The sequence below is a fragment of the Proteus sp. CD3 genome, assembly GCF_008808075.1.
GTDB classification, from domain to species: Bacteria; Pseudomonadota; Gammaproteobacteria; order Enterobacterales; family Enterobacteriaceae; genus Proteus; species Proteus appendicitidis.
Map to the genome: position 1 here is coordinate 3,640,197 of NZ_CP019686.1, position 19,676 is coordinate 3,659,872.

Consider the following 19,676-nt stretch of genomic DNA (forward strand, 5'->3'; position numbering starts at 1 on the left):
TTAATAACACCTAAATGGCCATAACTGATTAAACTGCATCGTTAAACCTAATTGCACTTCAGATGAAAGTGATCCTTTACTCACCACAAATTTTGGATGTCGAATAACGATAGAGGTATTAATATCATAAAACATTAATGATGATCGGCTCTGCTCTAACTCATTATAAAGCGACTTCATTTTTGCTGATGACGTATTTTCACATAATCGTCCAAGCGTGATATGAATAATATTTTTATGAAGAGTGCTATCGATGGGGATCTGCTGATAAACCTTTTGTCTAAATTGTTCTAATTCCTTTGAAACACCCGTTAATATCACACTGCCATTAGACGTTAACACAACGTTATTAAATGAAATTTCAATTCGTTTTGTTTGATTAAAGATTTGGGCAATCTCATGGCACCATGCCAATAATGTGGGTTGTTGCTGTTTAAACTGTTCATTTTGTTGATTAGAAATCGTTAATAACGTGGAATGAAATTCCTGTGACTGAGCAAATTCAATAAATGGAAACTTAAGTGCAAGCAGCTCACAATAAGCCATTAGCTTCTGGCTAAAGAGAATAAAGCTTTCCTCAATTTCAGGCTGACCAATCATTAATTGTCCCGCATTTAAGCTGACATCAAAAATGCTTTCATCATTGACTTGTCGTTGCCAAGTTTCACCTGTTGCTAATTTTTTGAGTGTTGCTTGTGTCAGGAATTCATATGCCATCCGCACACCTTAATTAGGAATAAAATAGTCACTCGTACTTTGGTTTGAGTGGCATTTAAAATCAAGTTTTACAGTAAAAAATCTTCATAAAAAAGGTAAAAATGGAGTTTTATTTCAAGCTCCTTTTTAATCGATTTAAGACGCATTTTCATCTTGTGTGCTAATTGAAAAATTAGTTATTTAACATGACGGAAATCAAACTAAATTGTTATTTTTTAATATAATTTGTATCCGCATTGTTAGTATGGATTTATTTTTTTTCCTCGTTATAATCACCAACGTCATTTTAAGTAGTAGTTCATCACATTGAGTTCACAAAACGATACTCAGGTCTGTCTTGAATGATTGAAAAATGAAATCGTATCTTTACTGGACGTTTTTTAAACGCCCGGTACGGGTGTTATTTATCAATTAACAAGGAGACTCTGATGCAAATCAGTCGGAGATCGTTCTTTAAGATCTGTGCTGGCGGTATGGCTGGTACTTCTGCTGCATTACTTGGTTTTTCGCCAGAAGCTGCGGCAAGCTCTCGTCAATATAAACTGTTACGTTCTGTAGAAACCCGTAATAACTGTACTTATTGCTCTGTGGGTTGCGGTATTTTGATGTATAGCCTTGGGGATGGCGCAAAAAATGTCGATAAAAGTATTTATCACATTGAAGGTGACCCTGATCATCCTGTTAGCCGCGGCTCTTTATGTCCGAAAGGGGCAGGTCTTGTTGATTATATCCATAGTGAAAATCGCCTAAAATATCCTGAATATCGTAGACCTGGCTCTGATAAGTGGGAACGCATCTCATGGAATGAAGCGATTGATAAAATTGCCCGTTTAATGAAAAAAGACCGTGATGAAAACTTTGTCACCCATAATGAGAAAGGGCAAGAAGTTAACCGTTGGCTAACAACCGGTATGCTTTGTTCATCTGCCGCCAGTAATGAAACAGGTATTTTAGATAATAAATTTTCTCGCTCATTAGGCATGATTGCTATCGATTGTCAGGCGAGACTTTGCCATGCACCAACAGTTGCTGCATTAGCGCCAACCTTTGGTCGTGGTGCAATGACCAATAACTGGGTTGATATTAAAAACGCTAACGTTGTGCTGATCATGGGTGGTAACCCTGCTGAAGCGCACCCCGTTGGTTTTAAATGGGTCATCGAAGCTAAAATTAAGAACAATGCGAAGGTTATCGTTGTCGATCCCCGTTTTAACCGTAGTGCTTCCGTTGCCGACCTCTACTCTCCTATTCGTGCTGGCTCTGATACCGCCTTTTTATTAGGTGTAATTAATTACCTAATTAAACACAATAAAATTCAGCATGAATATGTCAAAGCCTATACGAATGCACCTCTTATTGTGCGTGATGATTATAGCTTTGATGAAGGTCTTTTCAGTGGGTTTGATAAAGAAAACCAAAGCTATGATAAAACCTCATGGCATTATGAACTTGATGAAAATGGCTTGGCATTAAGAGATGATTCACTGCAACATCCTCGTTGTGTGTGGAATCTTTTAAAACAGCACGTCTCACGTTATACCCCTGAAATTGTCACCACGCTTTGTGGTACGCCATTAGAAGACTTTGCTTATATCTGTGAAGCACTTGCGTCTACCAGCGTAAAAGACAGAACCTCTACCATTCTTTATGCCCTAGGTTGGACTCACCATACTGGTGGTGCGCAAACCATTCGTGCTGCGGGTATGATCCAGTTATTACTCGGTAACGTGGGTATGCCGGGTGGTGGCGTCAATGCGTTACGTGGGCACTCTAATATCCAAGGTTATAGTGATCTGGGTTTATTATCATTAAACCTACCGGGTTATATGCCTCTGCCTAATGAAAAGCAGACTTCATTAGAGACTTACTTATCCCAAGTAACACCCAAAACGGTTGTTGCAGACCAAGTTAACTACTGGAAAAGAACCCCTGATTTCTTTATTAGTTTACTAAAAAGCTTCTGGGGAGATAGCGCGACAGAAAGTAATGAGTGGGGTTATCACTGGTTACCAAAATGGGATAAAAGCTACGATATCATGGCGCAAACCCAGTTGATGATCGATGGCAAAATGAATGGTTATATCGTTCAAGGTTTTAACCCATTAGCTGCATTTGCGGATAAAAATAAATGCAGTGCCGCATTAGCTAAGCTGAAATATATGGTTGTCATTGATCCGTTAGTAACTGAATCCTCTAATTTTTGGCAAAACCACGGCGAGATGAATGAAGTCTCACCAAAAGATATTCAAACTGAAATTTTCCGTTTACCTTCATCGTGTTTTGCGGAAGAAAATGGCTCGATTGCAAACTCAGGCCGCTGGTTACAATGGCACTGGGCTGGTGCTAAACCACCAGCACAAGCATGGCATGATGGTAAAATTTTAGGGCATCTGTTAATGCGTCTGCGCGAGCTTTATCGTGAAGAAGGCGGTGTTTTCCCTGAGCCTGTAATGAATCTGTCTTGGAACTACGTTGACCCTTACGATCCACAGCCTGAAGAAGTGGCGAAAGAAGCGAATGGTCAAGCCATGCGTGATATTTACGATGATGCAGGCAAATTGTTGTTTAAAAAAGGACAACAACTTGACGGTTTCCACCAGCTTAAATCAGACGGTTCAACCGCCAGTTTCTGTTGGGTTTATTCCGGTTGTTGGACTGAGAAAGGCAACCAAATGGCGAACCGTGATAATGCAGATCCATCAGGCTTAGGTTGTACGCCAGGTTGGGCTTTTGCATGGCCGCAAAACCGTCGCGTGTTATATAACCGTGCATCTGTTGATCCACAAGGTCAACCATGGGATGAAAAACGCCAGCTTATCAAATGGAATGGTAATCAATGGGTTGGCCCTGATGTACCAGACTATAACAATGCAGCACCAAATAGCGGTGTAGGTCCATTCATTATGCAACCCGAAGGTATGGGACGCTTATTTGCTGTTGATAAAATGGCTGATGGTCCATTCCCTGAATTCTACGAACCGTTTGAATCACCAACAGAAGAGAATATTTTGCACCCGAACGTCTCTCGTAACCCTGTCGCGCGTTTATACAGTTATGATGCAGAACATTTAGGTAAAGCTGATGAATTCCCTTATGTTGCTACAACCTATTCGATTACTGAATTATTCCGTCATTGGACAAAACATTCATTAATCAATGCTATTGCACAGCCTGATCAGTTTATCGAAATTGGCGAGCATCTTGCTTCTCGTAAAGGCATTGTGGCAGGCGATGAAGTTAAAGTCAGTGCTAAACGTGGCTATATCAAAGCCAAAGCCGTTGTCACTAAGCGTATTAGACCACTGACGATTAATGGCAAAGTTGTCGATACTATCGGTATTCCTTGTCACTGGGGCTTTGAGGGTGCGACTCGCAAAGGTTTCCTTGCCAATACATTAACGCCATCAGTGGGTGATGCAAACTCATTCACACCTGAATATAAAGCGTTTTTAGTTAATATCGAAAAGGCATAAGGGGAAACTGATGTCATTACAATCTCAAGATATTATTCGTCGTTCTGCAACCAATTCCTTGACGCCAGCACCTCAGGTACGTGACTTTAAGGAAGAGGTGGCAAAACTTATCGATGTGACAACATGCATTGGCTGTAAAGCCTGTCAGGTTGCCTGTTCTGAATGGAACGACATTCGCGATAAAGTTGGTCTTAACGTTGGTGTTTACGATAACCCAATGGATTTAACGGCTAAGTCGTGGACAGTGATGCGTTTTTCTGAAGTAGAAGAAAATGGCAAGCTGGAATGGTTAATTCGTAAAGATGGCTGTATGCACTGTGCTGATCCAGGCTGTTTAAAAGCATGCCCATCAGAAGGCGCTATTGTGCAATACGCTAACGGTATTGTCGATTTCCAATCAGAGCACTGTATTGGTTGTGGCTACTGTATTGCGGGTTGTCCTTTCGATGTCCCTCGTATTAATGAAGAAGATAATCGCGCTTACAAATGCACACTTTGTGTTGATCGTGTTGAAGTCGGTCAAGAGCCTGCCTGTGTAAAAACCTGTCCTACTGGTGCCATTCATTTTGGCTCTAAAGAGGCAATGACGCATCTTGCAAATGAGCGTGTTGCTGAACTCAATACACGAGGTTATGACAAAGCCGGTTTATACGATCCACAAGGCGTTGGCGGAACTCATGTGATGTATGTTCTTCATCATGCGGATAGACCTAACTTGTATCATGGTTTACCAGAAAACCCAGAAATTAGCTCAACAGTGAAATTCTGGAAAGGCATTTGGAAACCATTAGCCGCTGTAGGTTTTGCAGCCACCTTTGCGGGGGCAATGTTCCATTATTTAGGTATTGGTCCTAACCATACCACCGAAGAAGATGAAGAAGAGGCGCAAAAAGAGATGGAAGCATCACAAAACTCAGTGAACAAAGAGGAGCAGAAATAATGAAGAAGAAGAGCGATAAAATCCTTCGTCATACGGCCTCAGAGCGAATCAATCACTGGGTTGTGGCGATTTTCTTTGTCTTTACCGCCTTTAGTGGGCTGGGCTTTTTCTTCCCATCTCTAAATTGGTTTATGAATATTTTAGGTACACCGCAACTTTCGCGTTTACTGCATCCATTTACGGGTGTTGCGATGGTGTTTTTCTTTATCTTTATGTTTTTTAGATACTTCAAGTATAACTCTGTTGATAAAGATGATTTAGTGTGGGCAAAAAATATCCATAAAGTGCTGCAAAATGAAGAAGCAGGCGATATTGGGCATTACAACTTAGGTCAAAAAGGAATTTATTGGACATTAAGTCTCAGCCTTATTGTTCTGACCGTTAGCGGGATAATTATTTGGCGACCTTATTTTGCCGATTATTTCTCTATTCCTGTTATTCGCATTGCTTTGCTGGCTCACTCACTGTCTGCCATTTTACTGATCATTACGGTGATTGTTCATGCTTACGCCGCGTTTTGGGTAAAAGGTTCAATTCGTAGCATGATTGAAGGCTGGGTAACTCGTGGTTGGGCGAAAAAGCATCACCCGCGTTGGTATCGTGAGATTTTAGAAGAAGAAAAAAAAGAAGCTGAAAGCAAATTAAACCAAAAATAATAAACCGCTTTTATTTCTAAAACATAAATGTGAGAAAAAAATGGAGGCTTAATGGCCTCCATTTCTATTGTTAATATACGTTCAACTTAATGTGCCACTGTTTTTGCTTGCTCTACTAAGTTAATTAAACGGCTTCTCATGGTGTGATAATGTTGAGAAACTTGGCTTTCTGCCCATTTTTGATCATCAATTTTAATCACTTTGGCCGCACAATATTTGGTTTCAGGTGTTTTTGATACCGGATCAAGATTATCCTGAGTCAGTTCATTACACGCACCAATCCACCATTGATAGGTCATATAAATGGCTTGTTTATTAATGGTTTCATTTACATTACAGCGTGACATCACTTTACCGCGACGAGATTCAACCCAGACAATTTCCTGATCACGAATACCCGCTTTTTGAGCAATATCAGGGTGAACTTGAACATAACCCGGTTCATCGGCTAATGATGCCAATGCTTTACAGTTACCCGTCATGGAGCGACATGAGTAATGCCCAACTTCACGCACGGTTGATAGGATCATCGGATAATCCGCATCAGGTAATTCAGCTGGTGCGCGCCACGGTGTCGCAAATAACTTACCTTTACCTGATGGTGTGGTGAAGTGGTTACCAGAATACAAATAAGGCGTTCCCTTATCTTCAATATCGGTACAAGGCCATTGAATATGCGCTAAGCCTGCCAATTTTTCATAAGTAACACCAAAAAACAGTGGGCATAATGCTCTAACTTCATTCCAGATCTCTTCGTTATTTTCATAAGACATCGGATAGCCCATTTCAGTGGCGAGTAAACTGATGATCTCCCAATCTCGTTTTACATTGCCCTTTGGTTCAATGGCTTTTTCAAAACGTTGGAAGCCTCTATCGGCACACGTAAAGATGCCCGCATGTTCACCCCAGCTAGTTGACGGTAAAATCACATCCGCTTGCTCTGCTGTTTTGGTCATAAAGATATCTTGAACTACCACAAAATCGAGCGCTTCAAAGCCCTTTCTCACTAAGCCTAAATCTGCCTCTGTTTGGAGTGGATCTTCACCCATGATGTAATAGGCTTTCACCTTACCTTCAATGGCTAAATGAGGGACTTCGGTAATGCGATATCCCACATCTGGATCGAGTTGTTCAACAGGAATATTCCATGCTTGTGCAAATTTTTTACGGGTTTCTTCGTCAGTCACATATTGGTATCCCGGAAACATATTCGGTAAAACGCCCATATCACAGGCACCTTGAACATTATTTTGCCCACGAACAGGTGCAACACCCACATGCGGTTTACCTAAATTTCCTGTTAATAAAGCAAGACCTGATAACCCTTTTACCACATCAACCGCTTGACCAAACTGTGTGACGCCCATTCCCCACATAATAGTGGCTGTTTTAGCACCCGCATAAGTGCGCATTGCTTTACGAATTTCAATAGCAGGAATGCCGACAATATCTTGCACAGCTTCAGGGCTATAGTCTGCGAGTTGTTTTTTATATTCTTCAAAACCTTCTGTGTATTGACTCACATAGTCTTTATCATAAAGATCTTCATCAATTAGCGTGTATGCGAAGGCATTGACTAACGCCATATTAGTACCATTTTTTAATGGTAAATATTGGTTAGCAATTTTGGCGGTTTCGATTTTACGAGGATCACAAACGATAATTTTGGCACCCTTTTGTTTCGCTTTAACCACACGACGCGCCACAATAGGATGAGAATCTGCACAGTTATAGCCAAACACTAATAAGCAATCTGAGTCTTCAATATCAGCAATAGAGTTGCTCATGGCACCATTACCTAATGTTTCTTGCAAACCAGCAACAGAAGGTCCATGGCAAACACGCGCACAACAATCGACATTATTATTACCTAATACTGCACGCACAAATTTCTGCATCACAAAGTTGGTTTCATTCCCTGTACCACGAGAAGATCCCGTACACATGATGGATTTCGCACCGTATTTTTCTTTTATTTCCAGTAATTTTTGTGCCGTAAATTGAATAGCTTCATTCCAACTCACAATTTCAAAACCAGCCCCTTTTTGTCGGCGGATCATCGGCTCATGAATTCTGGCTGTCAGCAATTTGTTGTCATTAAGGAAATCCCAACCATATAGCCCTTTTAAGCAAAGTTCGCCTTGATTGGTGACACCATTGGCACCTTCGGCTTTGATTATGCGACCATTTTCGACACAGAGATTGATTTTGCAGCCAGCGCCACAATAAGGACAGACGGAGTTGATTTTGTTCATTTGATATCCTTTCCCCTAACTAGGGAGTAAAAGAGTCATAAAGAACTTTCAACTAAGCAGGAATTATGCCAATTAATTTTTTAAATATAATCAATAAGATATAAAAATAAAATAATGTTTAATAATCATTTCGACATTTTTGCCGATGCTCACCTTACACAAATCAGGTTAATTCCATAACTTATTACAGCTTTCAGTCATTGGAACCAGATAAACATTTAGAAATAAAAATTAACACTGGATTCTAATAAAATTTATTTCTTTAGTTTGAATTTATGATATAAATAATAAATACGCATTTTGAAAAACAATATTTCATATTGCATTGCGATGATATCCATTTCAATAAAGAGCAAAAAAATGAATATGAACACAAATAACCGACTTTTAGGCCTAAACCTACTACTCCTTCGTTAGGTGGCCGAGCGCGTTCATTTTTTTGCAAAAGCCACCAGTCAGGTGGCTTTTTTATTTGTAACCTACTGGTGGAACTGATTTTTTAGGGGAGTTCTACGATGTTTAGTTTCACCATTAGGATGATGAGTTACAACGTCTTACCAATAAGCCACTGTATGGCAATCGCCTCTATCACTCATTCGATAACTCAGGGGGCAAAATGAGCCAGCAATGGACATCTCGTGTAGGTCATATCTTAGCAGCCGCAGGCTCTGCAATCGGTATTGGCGCAATCTGGAAGTTTTCTTATGTCGCTGCCAATAATGGGGGTGGCGCATTCTTAATCGTCTTCTTATTATTCAGTTTTATTATCGGGCTTGCGGTATTACTGGCTGAGAATATTTTAGGCAGTAGCACACACGCTGAAGCTGTTAACGCATTTAAAAGAATGATGGGACGTAATTGGGTCATTATCGGCGTTATTGGTGTATTCAGTTCATGGTGTATTTATAGCTTCTATAGCGTTGTCGGTGGTTGGACAATTGGCTATACCGTTATGGCGGCAACAGGTCAGTTAAATATTACAGATAGCGCTGAATTAACAGGTATTTTTACCCGCTTTATTAGTGATCCTTTATGGCCTATTTTGGCTCACCTTGTCTTTGCGGGATTAACCTGTTTTGTGGTTTTAGCTGGTGTACAACGTGGATTAGAAAAAGCTGTCAAAATCATGATGCCAATGTTATTTATCATTATGATTTTATTGATTATTGTCGGCATCAGCTTACCTGGTTCGTCTGAAGGTTTAAAATTATTTTTATACCCTGATTTCAGTAAGTTAACGCCTCAAGGCGTATTAGATGCATTAGGGTTAGCTTTCTTCTCACTGTCTATCGGTTTAGGTATTCACATCACTTACAGTGCTTATTTAGCAGATAATAAAGGCATCGCTAACTCCAGTATGTGGGTGGTTATTTTGTCTTGTATGGTGTGTGTACTTGCCGGATTAATGATTTTTCCTGCATTATCTGCCGCAGGCTTAGAGCCTAATGCTGGTCCCGGTTTAACCTTTATGACCATGCCAGTTTATTTTGCCAACTTGCCTGGTGGTAATATTTTAGCTGTGACGTTCTTTATCTTGTTGTTAATGGCAGCGTTAACCTCTGCAATTTCATTACTAGAACATATTGTCGCTTACGTACAAATGCGTTTTCAATGGACTCGTCGTCGTGCTGGATTAGTGGTTACCGCTTCTATTATGTTGATGGGTATTCCAGTGTCATTATCTTTTGGACCTATGAGTAATGTGACTCTGGGGGGCAAAACAGTCTTCGATTTGTTGGATTACCTGACGTCTAATATTTTAATGCCACTGTTTGGTATCGCAATGTGTTTAATCTTTGGTTGGTCACGCAGAGCGAATGCATTTATTCCTGAAAATATCACGGGATTAAAACGTCAAAGCTTATTATTGGTATGGCGTTATATTGGCCCTATTTGTATCGGTATTATTTTAGTGCATGGTTTGATTGGTTAATTATCAACAAAAAAGAGCCACTCAAATAAGTGGCTCTCGACTTAACTGATAATGATTTATTTATGGATACTTGATGGTTTTTACTACTTATTTATAACTTTGTTTAATTTCTTGAGAAATCACTAATCCACGTTTTGCTTCTTTTTCAGCAAGTTCAACGGATAAACCGATATAAGAACGAGGATCAAGCATTGCCTTAATTTCATCTGCATTAAAGGCGGCAGTAATGGTTTCATTCTTCATTAGGTTAGTGTAAAAATCTTCACCGTCTGCTGCCGTTTTAATGGCTTCTTCATATAACAGTGAGTGGGCTTTATCTTTCCCTAATTTTTCTGCCATTTTCATCATAACGTATTCGGTATTATCTAAACCCTTATTTCTCATCACGTTATGTAGCATTCTCTCTTCATGAGGAACGATAGTTCTTGAAAGCTCTTCTGTTCTTAAGAGAATTTCTGTTGTTAATTCTAAGGCTTCTTCAATTAAGCCATCGAATAACATATAAGAGCTGCTATCGCCCTCGTATGGTCTTACCGCAGAATACATCCCCACATTCGGTAATGAGTAAAGTTTTTGTGAGTTAGCAATAATACCTTTGGCTAATTTGGGATTAATTTTATGGGGCATCGTGCTACTGCCCACAGTGCCTTTTGTAAATCCTTCAGAAACCTCAGCAATCTCTTCTAACGTGGTGCTATACACTTCTTCACCAATTTTATGGCAGATATTTGCCATCAATGCCAAGTTCATCATGTACTCTAATTTATGCGTACTGAGGTTACGTGATGGCACTTCCATTGCTTGCATACCCACTAATTCAGCAACGCGTTTTTGTACTTTCATTCCCACTTCAGGCATGGAGTTAAAAGCACCTACCGCACCACCCATCATGATAGTGAATACACGCTTTTCGCACTCTTTCATACGCTGGTAGCAATCAATAAAATCGCTGATCCAAACAGATACTTTATAGCCATAAGTAATCGGAATAGCATGACGACCGTGCGTTCTACCTGCCATCACCATATGTTTGGTTCTTTCAGCAAGATTTGATAAGTTTTCGATGATCTCGCTTAACAATAACATGAACTTATCGTGTACCGTTTTCATCATATACAGCTGTGAACTTTGCTGTATATTTTGTGTGGTAATGCCGTAGTGTACATATTTACCACTCTCTTCAGAGCATGCATTTACCAGTACTTTTAAGAAAGGCACAAAGCCATGACCGATTTTTTGATAAATACGGTTCATCTCTTCAAAATCGATATTCTCAATAATCGCCTTTTCTTTAATTTCATCTGCGGCAGACTGTGGAATAAAACCGTATTCAGCTTGCGCTTGCGCTAACATGGCTTCAAACATCAACCAAGTAGAATATTTTGCTTCATTAGACAGCAGATTTTTTATACCGCGATCGTCGATTGTTTTACTTTTAGAATCGTATAACGCTCTCATCATATATCCTTTTATTTCTTCATTGCTTCATCAACAGCATTGCGAACAAATTCGACTTTAGGGCCATAAACGACATGGACATGGTTTGCTGCCGGAAAGAAGAATGCCGTACAACCAGACTCTAACATTAGCTCTTTATCTATTTGATTAACTTCATTAATATCGATACGTAGTCGCGTAATACAGTTATCAACATTACGAATATTTTGTTTGCCACCTAACGCTTGAATAAGAATTTCTGCAATTTCGCCATAACGTTTTTCTTTGATTAGCGTATTTTTCATATTGCTTGATTCTTCTCTACCCGGGGTTTTGATATCAAATTTGACGATAGCCCAGTAGAAAATAAAGTAGGTCACAACAGCCAGCGCACTACCAATCAGCACTAAGAAGATCCAGTTAGTGTGTTCGTACAGTAATCCAAAGATAGTAAAGTCAAAGACGGTGCCTCGGATATAACCGATCGCAACACCCGCAAAAGAGAGCAGAACAGCGCCAATACCGACGATAATCGCGTAAATTAAGTAAAGTAACGGTGCGATAAAGACGAAGGTAAATTCAAGTGGTTCGGTAACGTTACCCAACATGGCCGTTAAGACCATTGTCACCAGCATCGATTTAACTTCAGCGCGATTTTCTTTCTTCGAGGTTTTATAAATTGCTAATGCAATCGCAGGGAACAGGAACAGCGTCACCAACATTTGTTGTTGAGCCATAAAGCGCGTTAGGCTTGGCATCATTGCCCAATATTCACTACTTGGCCCTTGGTTGAATAACACTTCTGTCATTGCAGGTACCACACCCACATAGGTTTGACCTTCAATGACATAAGAACCACCGGCTTCGGTAAATCTAAACAGAACGTTCCAGACATGGTGTAAACCAAATGGAATAAACAGACGCTCGCCACCCGCGGTAAAGAAAGGTCCGACAGGGCTTAAGAAGACCGCCGAGAGCTTAGTTAAGCCCATGACTAAGACTTCCCAAATAAATGGCAATAATGCGCCTACGCCTATCATCAATCCGACCATAATAATGGCGACAGATTTTTTTCCTGAGAAGAAGGCAAATGCCGTCGGTAATTCAAGGTTGTAGAATTTATCCGTTGCCCATGCGGCAATTAATCCCGTGATAATCCCCCCTGCGGCACTGATATTCATGGTTTGTATACCAAGTACCTTGATTTGCCCCACTTGCGTCATAATCGCAGGATCAGCAAGCTTTCCTGTCAATACCAGCCAGATATTGATAGTACTTATCAAGGTTAAATAGCCGACAACAGAGGCAAAGACCGCTATCCCCTTATCTTTGTGGCTCATACCATATGCCACACCCATTGCAAACAAGAGGGGAATGTTGTCAAACACAACGCCAGCAATAGAACGGATACTCACTAATAAAGCATTGACTGTTTCATTCCCTAAAAAAGGAAAGCGTGCAATCATATAAGACTGAACTAAAGCACCACTGATCCCTAAGATCATACCAATAGGTGCCAATACGCCGATAGGTAGAAGTAGGGTTCTACCAAAGCGCTGAATAGATTCGCTGAACTTTTTCCTGGCCATATTTTTTTCCTTATGACTTCTCGAATATAAAAGAATTACCGAGGTACTCTATCTTAGGGATTATAGGAAATGAATGACGCGCTGGTTTTAAATATTATCTCAGGTCAGACTTTATGACTTAGGTCTTTTTGTTAATTATCGACGTAATAAAGAACCATAAATAAATTATTTTATTCTATTAAATAATATTTATTTTAGGGTTGGGAATTAATATTGAAAAGCAAGGCTATTTTAGAATAAACAACGATTAATCTAGCGAGATATATTAATACTATTCACGCTTTAATCATTAAAAAGAGTATTTAATAAATTATATAGAGGCTGTTATCTCTTTTTAAAGTAGGTTTTCTAACTCATTAATCAGTAAATCCACCAGCATAAAAAAGCCAATACGAGATTTGGTATCATCTTTTTTAGTATCATGATTATCAGCAAAACAAAATAGAGCATGAGTTGCATAACTGGTTAATTCATTGGTATTAAATGCTGTCATGCTAATAATGTTAGCATCTTTTAATTGCACGATTTTTGCTGTCTCGATGATTTTTTTGGTACCACCAGAAAGAGAGATAAAGATAACGGTGTCGTCTTCATTAACAAGACGTGTAAACGAATCAGATAAATTGTAATCATTAATAAAAAAGCAATGTAGACCTAATGCAAACAATAAGTGTTCAAGATAATACCCTACGGCTTTGCTTGTGCCTCTTGCAACAATAAAAATATTCCTAGAATGGCGTAAGGTTTTTGCACACTCCTGAATTTGTTCTTCATTAATTAGAGTAAATGTTTTATGAATGTTTTTTTCTAATTGTTTTTTATAAGACGCCACATGGGTTTTTTCGACTTTATTTTTCGTCAAAATATAATTATTAATTTGGAATTTAAGCTCTTTAAATCCACTGAATCCTAACTTTTGCGATAAATTAATGATAACCGTTTTTGATACAAAGGTTTTAGCAACTAAATCATTAATATTTAAATACGGAATATCCGTAATATTATCGGTGAGATATTTTAATACTTTCTTTTCGCTGATCGTTAAATTGTCATAATTTTTTAAAAAATCCAGCATATCTCACCCAATAAATTAATCTAAACTATCTTATGAAAACAGTAAGCTTATGAAAACAGCAAGCATCAACAAAATGGTTCTGTTCTTTTTGCGAGTTTATGTGAAATAAAATACATAACGAGTATACGTTAAATCATACAGTTATGTAGGATCAGAGTGATATTTTGTGAATTAGGATAATATTGAGCCCATTTTTTAATGAGCTCAATACGTGTTATTCATTACCCCAGCGGTTAAGAAACATGGCGATATCGTCAATGCGTTTTTTATCAATACCCGCTTCTTTTGCCATCTCTTGCTGTGCGTTTTCGCTAATTTCTTCGTTATTCATTAATCGAGTAAGAAGTAACTGGAAGTAGAGAGCAAGCGCATCTTCTTCTGCCTCAGCAACAGGCTCTAGCGACTCCATCGCATACTCTTCTACCATGTCATAATATTTAAAATGAATGTCATTGTTCATAGTTTGTCCCCAAGGATTAAGGTTTATACTCGTCATATTCAAATTAGTAAGAGTATATCTCTACATTCGCCTGTTAACCTAAAATTCTCTATCATCCATTTCCTTCTTTTGCTGCGGATAAGCCGATGTCTACGATTATCGATACTTTTATTGCCCCACCTTGCCATGATGAAATCGAGATCCTTTATCAAGACGAGCACTTAGTACTTATCAACAAACCGACAGGGTTATTGAGCTTATCAGGAAAAAATCCACAAAATATCGACTCCGTGCATTACCGATTAGTAAAGTTATTTCCGGGATGTACGCTTGTTCATCGGCTTGATTTTGGCACATCTGGATTGATGGTTGTCGCACGCAATAAAGCAATCAATGCTCTTTTGTGTCAACAATTTAGCCAGCGCAGTGTAGCCAAAGTATACAGCGCGCTACTGTGTGGGCATTTAGATGAGAATGAAGGAATAATCGATGCGCCGATAGCAAAAGATCCGGCTCTGTTTCCACGCATGTCGATTTGCCCCGTTAATGGCAAACCTGCACGCTCTCGTTATCGTGTTATTGAGCGTTTTTATCATACGTTAGAAAGTGGAACATTATTGCCTTTAACGCGAGTACAATTTATGCCTGAAACAGGGAGAACGCATCAACTTCGTATTCACAGCCAGTTTATAGGGCATCCTATTTTAGGTTGTGATTTATATGGCGGGTGCGACGACGATTTGATAGAAGAAAGGGATGGTACTAAACGGGCTACGCGACTTATGCTGCATGCAAGTGAACTTCATTTTGTTCACCCCATTAGCCAAGCACCAATAAAAGCGCGTAGCGAAAGCCCGTTTTAAATATCGCTATTTACAGTTTAAGCGCTTTTACTGTTTCATCGATATCAAGTTCATCTTCAGTAAAAATGATTTCTGTTCCGTGCATAGTGGTGATCGCAAGCTTTCTCAACGTACGCATATTATGAGTATCATCTGCAGATTTTGGTCTGATACTATTCATTAAAGTACCGACAGAAAGTACGGTGTTTTCTTTATTGATATGTGTATCCGCAGATACCTCTTCACTATAAATTCGAAAAGATTTAATAGATGTCAGCTTAACTCGCTCACCAGCAATATAGACATATTTGCTGTCTGGGATCACTTTCACCGCATAAGCAGATAAGCCTTTAGTATTTGTGGTTGGTTCAAACGTGACATTTGCATCTGTTTTTATCAAAGCAGGGTTGGCAACTTTAATCACATGAAAATAACGGTTATCACCGTTTTCATCTTTAATAAATCCAAAACCTTTATCTTCAAACCACTTTGTGATTATTCCGTTCATTGCCATTATCGCCTACTTAATCGTTTATCTACAAAAATTTTCAGACGCAGTATAAAGCACAATGCTTATACAGACTATGCCCTTTGGGATAATAAGCTACTTTGCTTATTACCACATCAAATCATCTGGGATTTTAAAATCAGCATAAGGATCGTCTTCATCTTGTTCTGTTTCGCTAAGTGCGTTATTTAACAAGATACAGTCCACATCTCTTTGTGTAATTTTATCCGCTACACTTGCTGGAATAATCGCGTATTCAGTTTTATCTGCACTATCCAGTCGCGCAATGGCGAGACGTCCACTAATCAATTGAGATTGTGTCAGTTTATCCACCACGATATTTTTAATCACATTGTTGTCAGTGAAGTTAAAATCAATATCACCTTTGGCTGGCGTAATTCTATTCATCTCAATAAGTTGCTTAACTTGCGCTTTATACTCTTTAGATAATGTAGCTTGTTTTTGTTGCTCACTAAGCAGTTTATCGCGCTCCAGTTGGGCTTTTTTATTTTCTTCTACCGCTTCTCTTGCTTCTCGCGCTTGAACACGTGATTTTTTCGCTGTTCTTTGAACTTTTGCCATTTTTTTACTGGTCACAAGTCCCGCTTTTAACATTTGCTCTTGTAAGGTAAGTTTTGCCATTGTTATGCCTAAGTCTGCTCAATAATTTATGAAATTATACCTGTAATTTCCAAGAGTGCATCAGGTTGTAAGATTGATAGCTTATTAGAGGAAATAGACCTTGTGAGATTTGAACCTATCCGTACATTCAGAGTATATTGGAAAAACTATCGTCAAACTTTCTCTTATAACAGGTAATACTAACAATGGCTCTGATCCCAAAAAACTATGCACGGTTGGAAAGTGGCTACCGTGAAAAAGCACTGAAAATCTACCCGTGGGTATGTGGGCGTTGTGCGCGTGAGTTTGTTTATTCCAATCTACGTGAACTAACCGTTCATCATATTGATCACGACCATACCAATAACCCAGAAGATGGCAGTAACTGGGAATTATTGTGTCTGTTTTGCCATGACCATGAACACTCAAAATACACAGAAGCAGACCAGTACGGTACAACCGTTGTCGCCGGTGAAGATGCACAGGATGATGTAGGTGCAGCCACTTATAATCCTTTTGCAGATTTAAAATCGATGCTGAACAAGAAAAAATAATGAATGCGGTGTCTGCTTTGGTACAAAGCAAGCCAATCTATCCCCTTTCTACGCCCTTACACAGAATAGTGTATACTTACCGACAAGAAATTTGTTCACGGTTAATTAATAATGAAAGAAATCGAAAAAGCAAAAATCAAACTCCTTAGCGACCGTTTAGATCTTATTCGCCACAAAATGGCAAATATCTCGCTGACAGATGAAGCGGAAAAATACGCAGAGTTTGAGAAAGAAAAAGTAGAACTGGAAACTGAAATCGTTCGTTTGAAAGAAGTACGTAGCAATAAACTAAGTAAAGAAGCGCAGAAATTGGTGGATATGCCATTCAAACGCCCCATTACTAAGAAAGAACAAGCTGATATTGGCAAGCTGAAGAAAGCCGTACGAGGCTTGATAATCGTCCATCCAATGACAGCATTAGGCCGCGAAATGGGGCTAGATGTTATGACTGGTTTTTCTAAAACGGATTTTTAGTTAAAAAATCACCCCAACTAAAACCCACAAAGATCGACTAATACTGGCTGGTTCTTAATATACTTTTCGTTGTTATGAACCGTCAGTTATCCTTAGCTTTCTTATTGACCCTCCCTGATTACCCTATTGGGGAACTTGTAAGAAAGACTTACAAGTTGAATTTTGTACAAGCTCGCCTTCTTCGTAGACAGCTTTAATATGTTGAGTTATTGCCTGAGGTGTTACCTGATAAAGATTGGCAATTTCAGCCTGAGATAACCACAGAGTATCAGACTCAAAGCGGCATTCGACGCGAGTTTGACCACCTTCACTGCGGAACAAAACAAATTCACCCTGTGGCGCTTCAGGAAGATTTTCGCTCATCAAATTGTCTCCACTCTCTATACGTTATGCATAAACTATGAACAACAATATACCATGTTTAGCAAAAAGATAAGGGCGCTTATAAATAGATAACAAACGTACTATTTTGCTGAAAAACAATATGATAAAGACATAAAAAGCGATTTTTTGAGGAGGTTAATTGAATAAGAATTGGCAAGATCACAGGAGTCGTGTTTGATGTGTAATAGCGTTGATATTAAATGAGTTTACTGAGCTTAATAAATAGCAGTGCCCCCATTAATGCCCCCAGATTGGTTTTTGAGGGCTCGCGGCAATTAGAAAATCATGGAAAAGTATCTTGATATTGAATTTTACAGCTAGCCCCAATCAGAGATAAAAAATGGCTACTATGAAGTTAAAGTCGAGAGACCAAATTTATCACACAATGTAAAATTCACCCCACAAAATGATTTACAGCTCCACAGGGGTGATTACTATTATTTGTACTTACCACTGACTAGAAACACAAGCCCAAAAACTATCTTGGGATGTAACACTTTTCCAGTAGACTTATTATGTTGAATACATTCCTATTGGGATAGGTTCTTACTTAGCCTAGGGCAATATAGAGTATTTTCTAGGCCGGGTAAAAGAAAATTGTGGACAACAAGGAGATTAAAGCTATGTGCTCACATAACCCTTATTATTTAATCTGAATTAATGATGTTATCCTTAATGTAAGATATAAGCTTAAACGTATTGCATTGTTTAGAATTGATTTGCACTTTCCATTAGGAAACATTCTTTATAGAAAGAGTTCTAAAGTGATCACACGATTTATTGAATCATTAAAGTCAAAACTAAAATACGATGTAAAAAGAAAAGCTCAATTGTGGGGGAAAGTATTAATTGATGATTTGGATTACATTTTGGTTAGGGAGGCTGGTACGATAAATCATAACACTCACTATCATGTTGCTTTGTTATTAAATTAAACAAAGATATCTACTATTGATTCGAGTATTTTAGTGAAGGCGCTAACTTATTTGATAATGAATAATCTAAGTTATCTTGCGAAAGATTACACCAAAAGTTACCACGATGGGTATCGGTCATTTGGTTGCAGTATAAAGTAAATAATTACATATAAGGAATATTATTTAATGAAGTAATATCCCGATTTAATTATAGATATTCCTTCTGCCTTTCAACTTAGTGCTGGGGTTAATTATGAACGTATAACCATATTCATTACTAGATGAACAATTTGTCGATATGAAGTTCATTTATTCTTTGGCGGGATTAACAGATAAATAGTTTTATAAACTCATCCAGGATGGCGAGTTTCCGAAATCGATTAAATTAGGTCGTAGCTCACGCTGACTCAAGAGCGAAATGGAACTGTGGCTATCTGTACAAATTCAAAAATCATGCGCTTAATTTTCACTGACTCATCTTCTCTTCCTTTTAGTATTCACCACATAACCTAGCCGCCTATTAGATGGTACTCCGTCGGGCTTCGTGCGCCTGTTAAGAAGAGATAATTTCTTACTAAGATAGCCATGGTATTAGAGACACCTCGCCTGTACATTGCAAATACCCAGAGCCTTAAGCCCATCGGTGTCCGAGACGCAGTTAGCGATCCTTTAGTACATTTTATTGTTTCAATTATTACCTTATATTTTAAATAGTTTTTACTGACACCAGAATATTTTTTCTACTTAAACTTACTTAATTACGATATTTTTAAGTATTAAAGCTCTGTATACAATAATGGCACTATAAATATTAATGTCATTATCAACTTGACATTGAATAAGAATTAACCTCTATCTTTTA

At 38.7% G+C, this 19,676-nt stretch carries 17 protein-coding genes and 2 pseudogenes; 10 read left to right on the plus strand and 9 right to left on the minus strand.

From position 1 onward, the window contains the following. Positions 1 to 717, minus strand: coding sequence for a hypothetical protein (locus tag BTA34_RS16215; protein ID WP_151436440.1), 717 nt, complete (start codon positions 715 to 717; stop codon positions 1 to 3). Between the two features lie 428 nt (positions 718 to 1,145). On the opposite strand from BTA34_RS16215, the gene fdnG reads away from it, so the two are divergent. Genes fdnG through fdoI form a run of 3 tightly spaced genes read left to right on the plus strand, consistent with a single transcriptional unit; the run spans position 1,146 to position 5,786 of the window. Then, positions 1,146 to 4,190: a formate dehydrogenase-N subunit alpha gene (gene fdnG / locus BTA34_RS16220; RefSeq protein WP_151436441.1), complete on the plus strand. Its 3,045-nt coding sequence runs from the start codon at positions 1,146 to 1,148 to the stop codon at positions 4,188 to 4,190. 10 nt (positions 4,191 to 4,200) lie between these two features. Beyond that, entirely contained in the window at positions 4,201 to 5,130 is a 930-nt protein-coding gene (gene fdxH / locus BTA34_RS16225; RefSeq protein WP_099076097.1) for a formate dehydrogenase subunit beta, read from the plus strand. After that, positions 5,127 to 5,786 (plus strand): formate dehydrogenase cytochrome b556 subunit, encoded by a 660-nt coding sequence (fdoI, locus tag BTA34_RS16230; RefSeq protein WP_151436442.1) that lies wholly within the window; start codon positions 5,127 to 5,129, stop codon positions 5,784 to 5,786. Before fdxH ends, fdoI begins: the two co-directional genes overlap by 4 nt. An 86-nt stretch (positions 5,787 to 5,872) precedes the next feature. Here the strand turns inward: fdoI and fdhF are convergent, their stop codons facing one another. Then, positions 5,873 to 8,041, minus strand: a complete 2,169-nt coding sequence (gene fdhF / locus BTA34_RS16235; RefSeq protein WP_151436443.1) for a formate dehydrogenase subunit alpha — start codon at positions 8,039 to 8,041, stop codon at positions 5,873 to 5,875. A gap of 616 nt (positions 8,042 to 8,657) precedes the next feature. Between fdhF and BTA34_RS16240 the strand changes: the two genes are divergently transcribed. Next, complete coding sequence (locus BTA34_RS16240) at positions 8,658 to 9,974, plus strand: sodium-dependent transporter (RefSeq protein WP_151436444.1); 1,317 nt, start codon at positions 8,658 to 8,660, stop codon at positions 9,972 to 9,974. Between the two features lie 87 nt (positions 9,975 to 10,061). Here BTA34_RS16240 and BTA34_RS16245 read toward each other — a convergent pair whose 3' ends face one another. The 4 genes from BTA34_RS16245 to BTA34_RS16260 all read right to left on the minus strand — a co-directional run bounded on the left by BTA34_RS16245 (position 10,062) and on the right by BTA34_RS16260 (position 14,535). Next, positions 10,062 to 11,432: a class-II fumarase/aspartase family protein gene (locus BTA34_RS16245; RefSeq protein WP_151436445.1), complete on the minus strand. Its 1,371-nt coding sequence runs from the start codon at positions 11,430 to 11,432 to the stop codon at positions 10,062 to 10,064. An 11-nt stretch (positions 11,433 to 11,443) separates the two neighbouring features. Continuing rightward, on the minus strand, positions 11,444 to 13,000 hold the full coding sequence (locus BTA34_RS16250) for a PTS transporter subunit EIIC (RefSeq protein ID WP_109374183.1): 1,557 nt from the start codon (positions 12,998 to 13,000) through the stop codon (positions 11,444 to 11,446). 334 nt (positions 13,001 to 13,334) lie between these two features. After that, positions 13,335 to 14,075, minus strand: coding sequence for a MurR/RpiR family transcriptional regulator (locus tag BTA34_RS16255; protein WP_151436446.1), 741 nt, complete (start codon positions 14,073 to 14,075; stop codon positions 13,335 to 13,337). Between the two features lie 214 nt (positions 14,076 to 14,289). After that, positions 14,290 to 14,535, minus strand: a complete 246-nt coding sequence (locus BTA34_RS16260) for a DUF2543 family protein (RefSeq protein WP_151436447.1) — start codon at positions 14,533 to 14,535, stop codon at positions 14,290 to 14,292. A gap of 125 nt (positions 14,536 to 14,660) precedes the next feature. On the opposite strand from BTA34_RS16260, the gene BTA34_RS16265 reads away from it, so the two are divergent. Further along, complete coding sequence (locus BTA34_RS16265) at positions 14,661 to 15,377, plus strand: RluA family pseudouridine synthase (RefSeq protein ID WP_151436448.1); 717 nt, start codon at positions 14,661 to 14,663, stop codon at positions 15,375 to 15,377. A 10-nt stretch (positions 15,378 to 15,387) separates the two neighbouring features. Here BTA34_RS16265 and BTA34_RS16270 read toward each other — a convergent pair whose 3' ends face one another. Next, on the minus strand, positions 15,388 to 15,870 hold the full coding sequence (locus tag BTA34_RS16270; protein ID WP_151436449.1) for a cold-shock protein: 483 nt from the start codon (positions 15,868 to 15,870) through the stop codon (positions 15,388 to 15,390). A 102-nt stretch (positions 15,871 to 15,972) separates the two neighbouring features. Further along, positions 15,973 to 16,506 carry a DUF2058 domain-containing protein gene (locus BTA34_RS16275; protein ID WP_151436450.1) on the minus strand — a complete coding sequence of 178 codons (534 nt, stop codon included), beginning with the start codon at positions 16,504 to 16,506 and terminating at the stop codon, positions 15,973 to 15,975. A gap of 185 nt (positions 16,507 to 16,691) precedes the next feature. On the opposite strand from BTA34_RS16275, the gene yajD reads away from it, so the two are divergent. Next, positions 16,692 to 17,039, plus strand: coding sequence for an HNH nuclease YajD (gene yajD / locus BTA34_RS16280; RefSeq protein ID WP_006534437.1), 348 nt, complete (start codon positions 16,692 to 16,694; stop codon positions 17,037 to 17,039). Positions 17,040 to 17,150: 111 nt separating this feature from the next. Next, the gene (locus tag BTA34_RS16285; RefSeq protein ID WP_151436451.1) at positions 17,151 to 17,513 is read left to right on the plus strand and encodes a YibL family ribosome-associated protein; all 363 of its coding nucleotides are present in this window, start codon (positions 17,151 to 17,153) and stop codon (positions 17,511 to 17,513) included. Positions 17,514 to 17,639: 126 nt separating this feature from the next. Here BTA34_RS16285 and BTA34_RS16290 read toward each other — a convergent pair. Next, positions 17,640 to 17,876: pseudogene (locus BTA34_RS16290) on the minus strand (hydroxyacid dehydrogenase); the annotation flags it as partial. Between the two features lie 689 nt (positions 17,877 to 18,565). On the opposite strand from BTA34_RS16290, the gene BTA34_RS18555 reads away from it, so the two are divergent. The 3 genes and pseudogenes from BTA34_RS18555 (at position 18,566) to BTA34_RS16305 (ending at position 19,220) form a co-directional block, all read left to right on the plus strand. Then, on the plus strand, positions 18,566 to 18,832 hold the full coding sequence (locus tag BTA34_RS18555) for a YagK/YfjJ domain-containing protein (protein ID WP_416202684.1): 267 nt from the start codon (positions 18,566 to 18,568) through the stop codon (positions 18,830 to 18,832). A gap of 57 nt (positions 18,833 to 18,889) precedes the next feature. After that, on the plus strand, positions 18,890 to 18,973 hold the full coding sequence (locus tag BTA34_RS18560; protein ID WP_416202685.1) for a YagK/YfjJ domain-containing protein: 84 nt from the start codon (positions 18,890 to 18,892) through the stop codon (positions 18,971 to 18,973). Between the two features lie 139 nt (positions 18,974 to 19,112). Continuing rightward, positions 19,113 to 19,220, plus strand: a pseudogene (locus BTA34_RS16305) (helix-turn-helix transcriptional regulator). The last annotated feature ends 456 nt before the right edge of the window (positions 19,221 to 19,676 follow it).

Coding starts and splice junctions, on each gene's coding strand:
- fdhF (WP_151436443.1), bottom strand. CDS start 8,041: ATGAACAAAATCAACTCCGTCTGTCCTTATTGTGGCGCTGGCTGCAAA.
- BTA34_RS16255 (WP_151436446.1), bottom strand. CDS start 14,075: ATGCTGGATTTTTTAAAAAATTATGACAATTTAACGATCAGCGAAAAG.
- BTA34_RS16270 (WP_151436449.1), bottom strand. CDS start 15,870: ATGGCAATGAACGGAATAATCACAAAGTGGTTTGAAGATAAAGGTTTT.
- yajD (WP_006534437.1), top strand. CDS start 16,692: ATGGCTCTGATCCCAAAAAACTATGCACGGTTGGAAAGTGGCTACCGT.
- BTA34_RS16275 (WP_151436450.1), bottom strand. CDS start 16,506: ATGGCAAAACTTACCTTACAAGAGCAAATGTTAAAAGCGGGACTTGTG.
- BTA34_RS16245 (WP_151436445.1), bottom strand. CDS start 11,432: ATGAGAGCGTTATACGATTCTAAAAGTAAAACAATCGACGATCGCGGT.
- BTA34_RS16260 (WP_151436447.1), bottom strand. CDS start 14,535: ATGAACAATGACATTCATTTTAAATATTATGACATGGTAGAAGAGTAT.
- BTA34_RS16215 (WP_151436440.1), bottom strand. CDS start 717: ATGGCATATGAATTCCTGACACAAGCAACACTCAAAAAATTAGCAACA.
- fdxH (WP_099076097.1), top strand. CDS start 4,201: ATGTCATTACAATCTCAAGATATTATTCGTCGTTCTGCAACCAATTCC.
- BTA34_RS16285 (WP_151436451.1), top strand. CDS start 17,151: ATGAAAGAAATCGAAAAAGCAAAAATCAAACTCCTTAGCGACCGTTTA.
- fdnG (WP_151436441.1), top strand. CDS start 1,146: ATGCAAATCAGTCGGAGATCGTTCTTTAAGATCTGTGCTGGCGGTATG.
- BTA34_RS16240 (WP_151436444.1), top strand. CDS start 8,658: ATGAGCCAGCAATGGACATCTCGTGTAGGTCATATCTTAGCAGCCGCA.
- BTA34_RS18560 (WP_416202685.1), top strand. CDS start 18,890: ATGAATAATCTAAGTTATCTTGCGAAAGATTACACCAAAAGTTACCAC.
- BTA34_RS16265 (WP_151436448.1), top strand. CDS start 14,661: ATGTCTACGATTATCGATACTTTTATTGCCCCACCTTGCCATGATGAA.
- BTA34_RS16250 (WP_109374183.1), bottom strand. CDS start 13,000: ATGGCCAGGAAAAAGTTCAGCGAATCTATTCAGCGCTTTGGTAGAACC.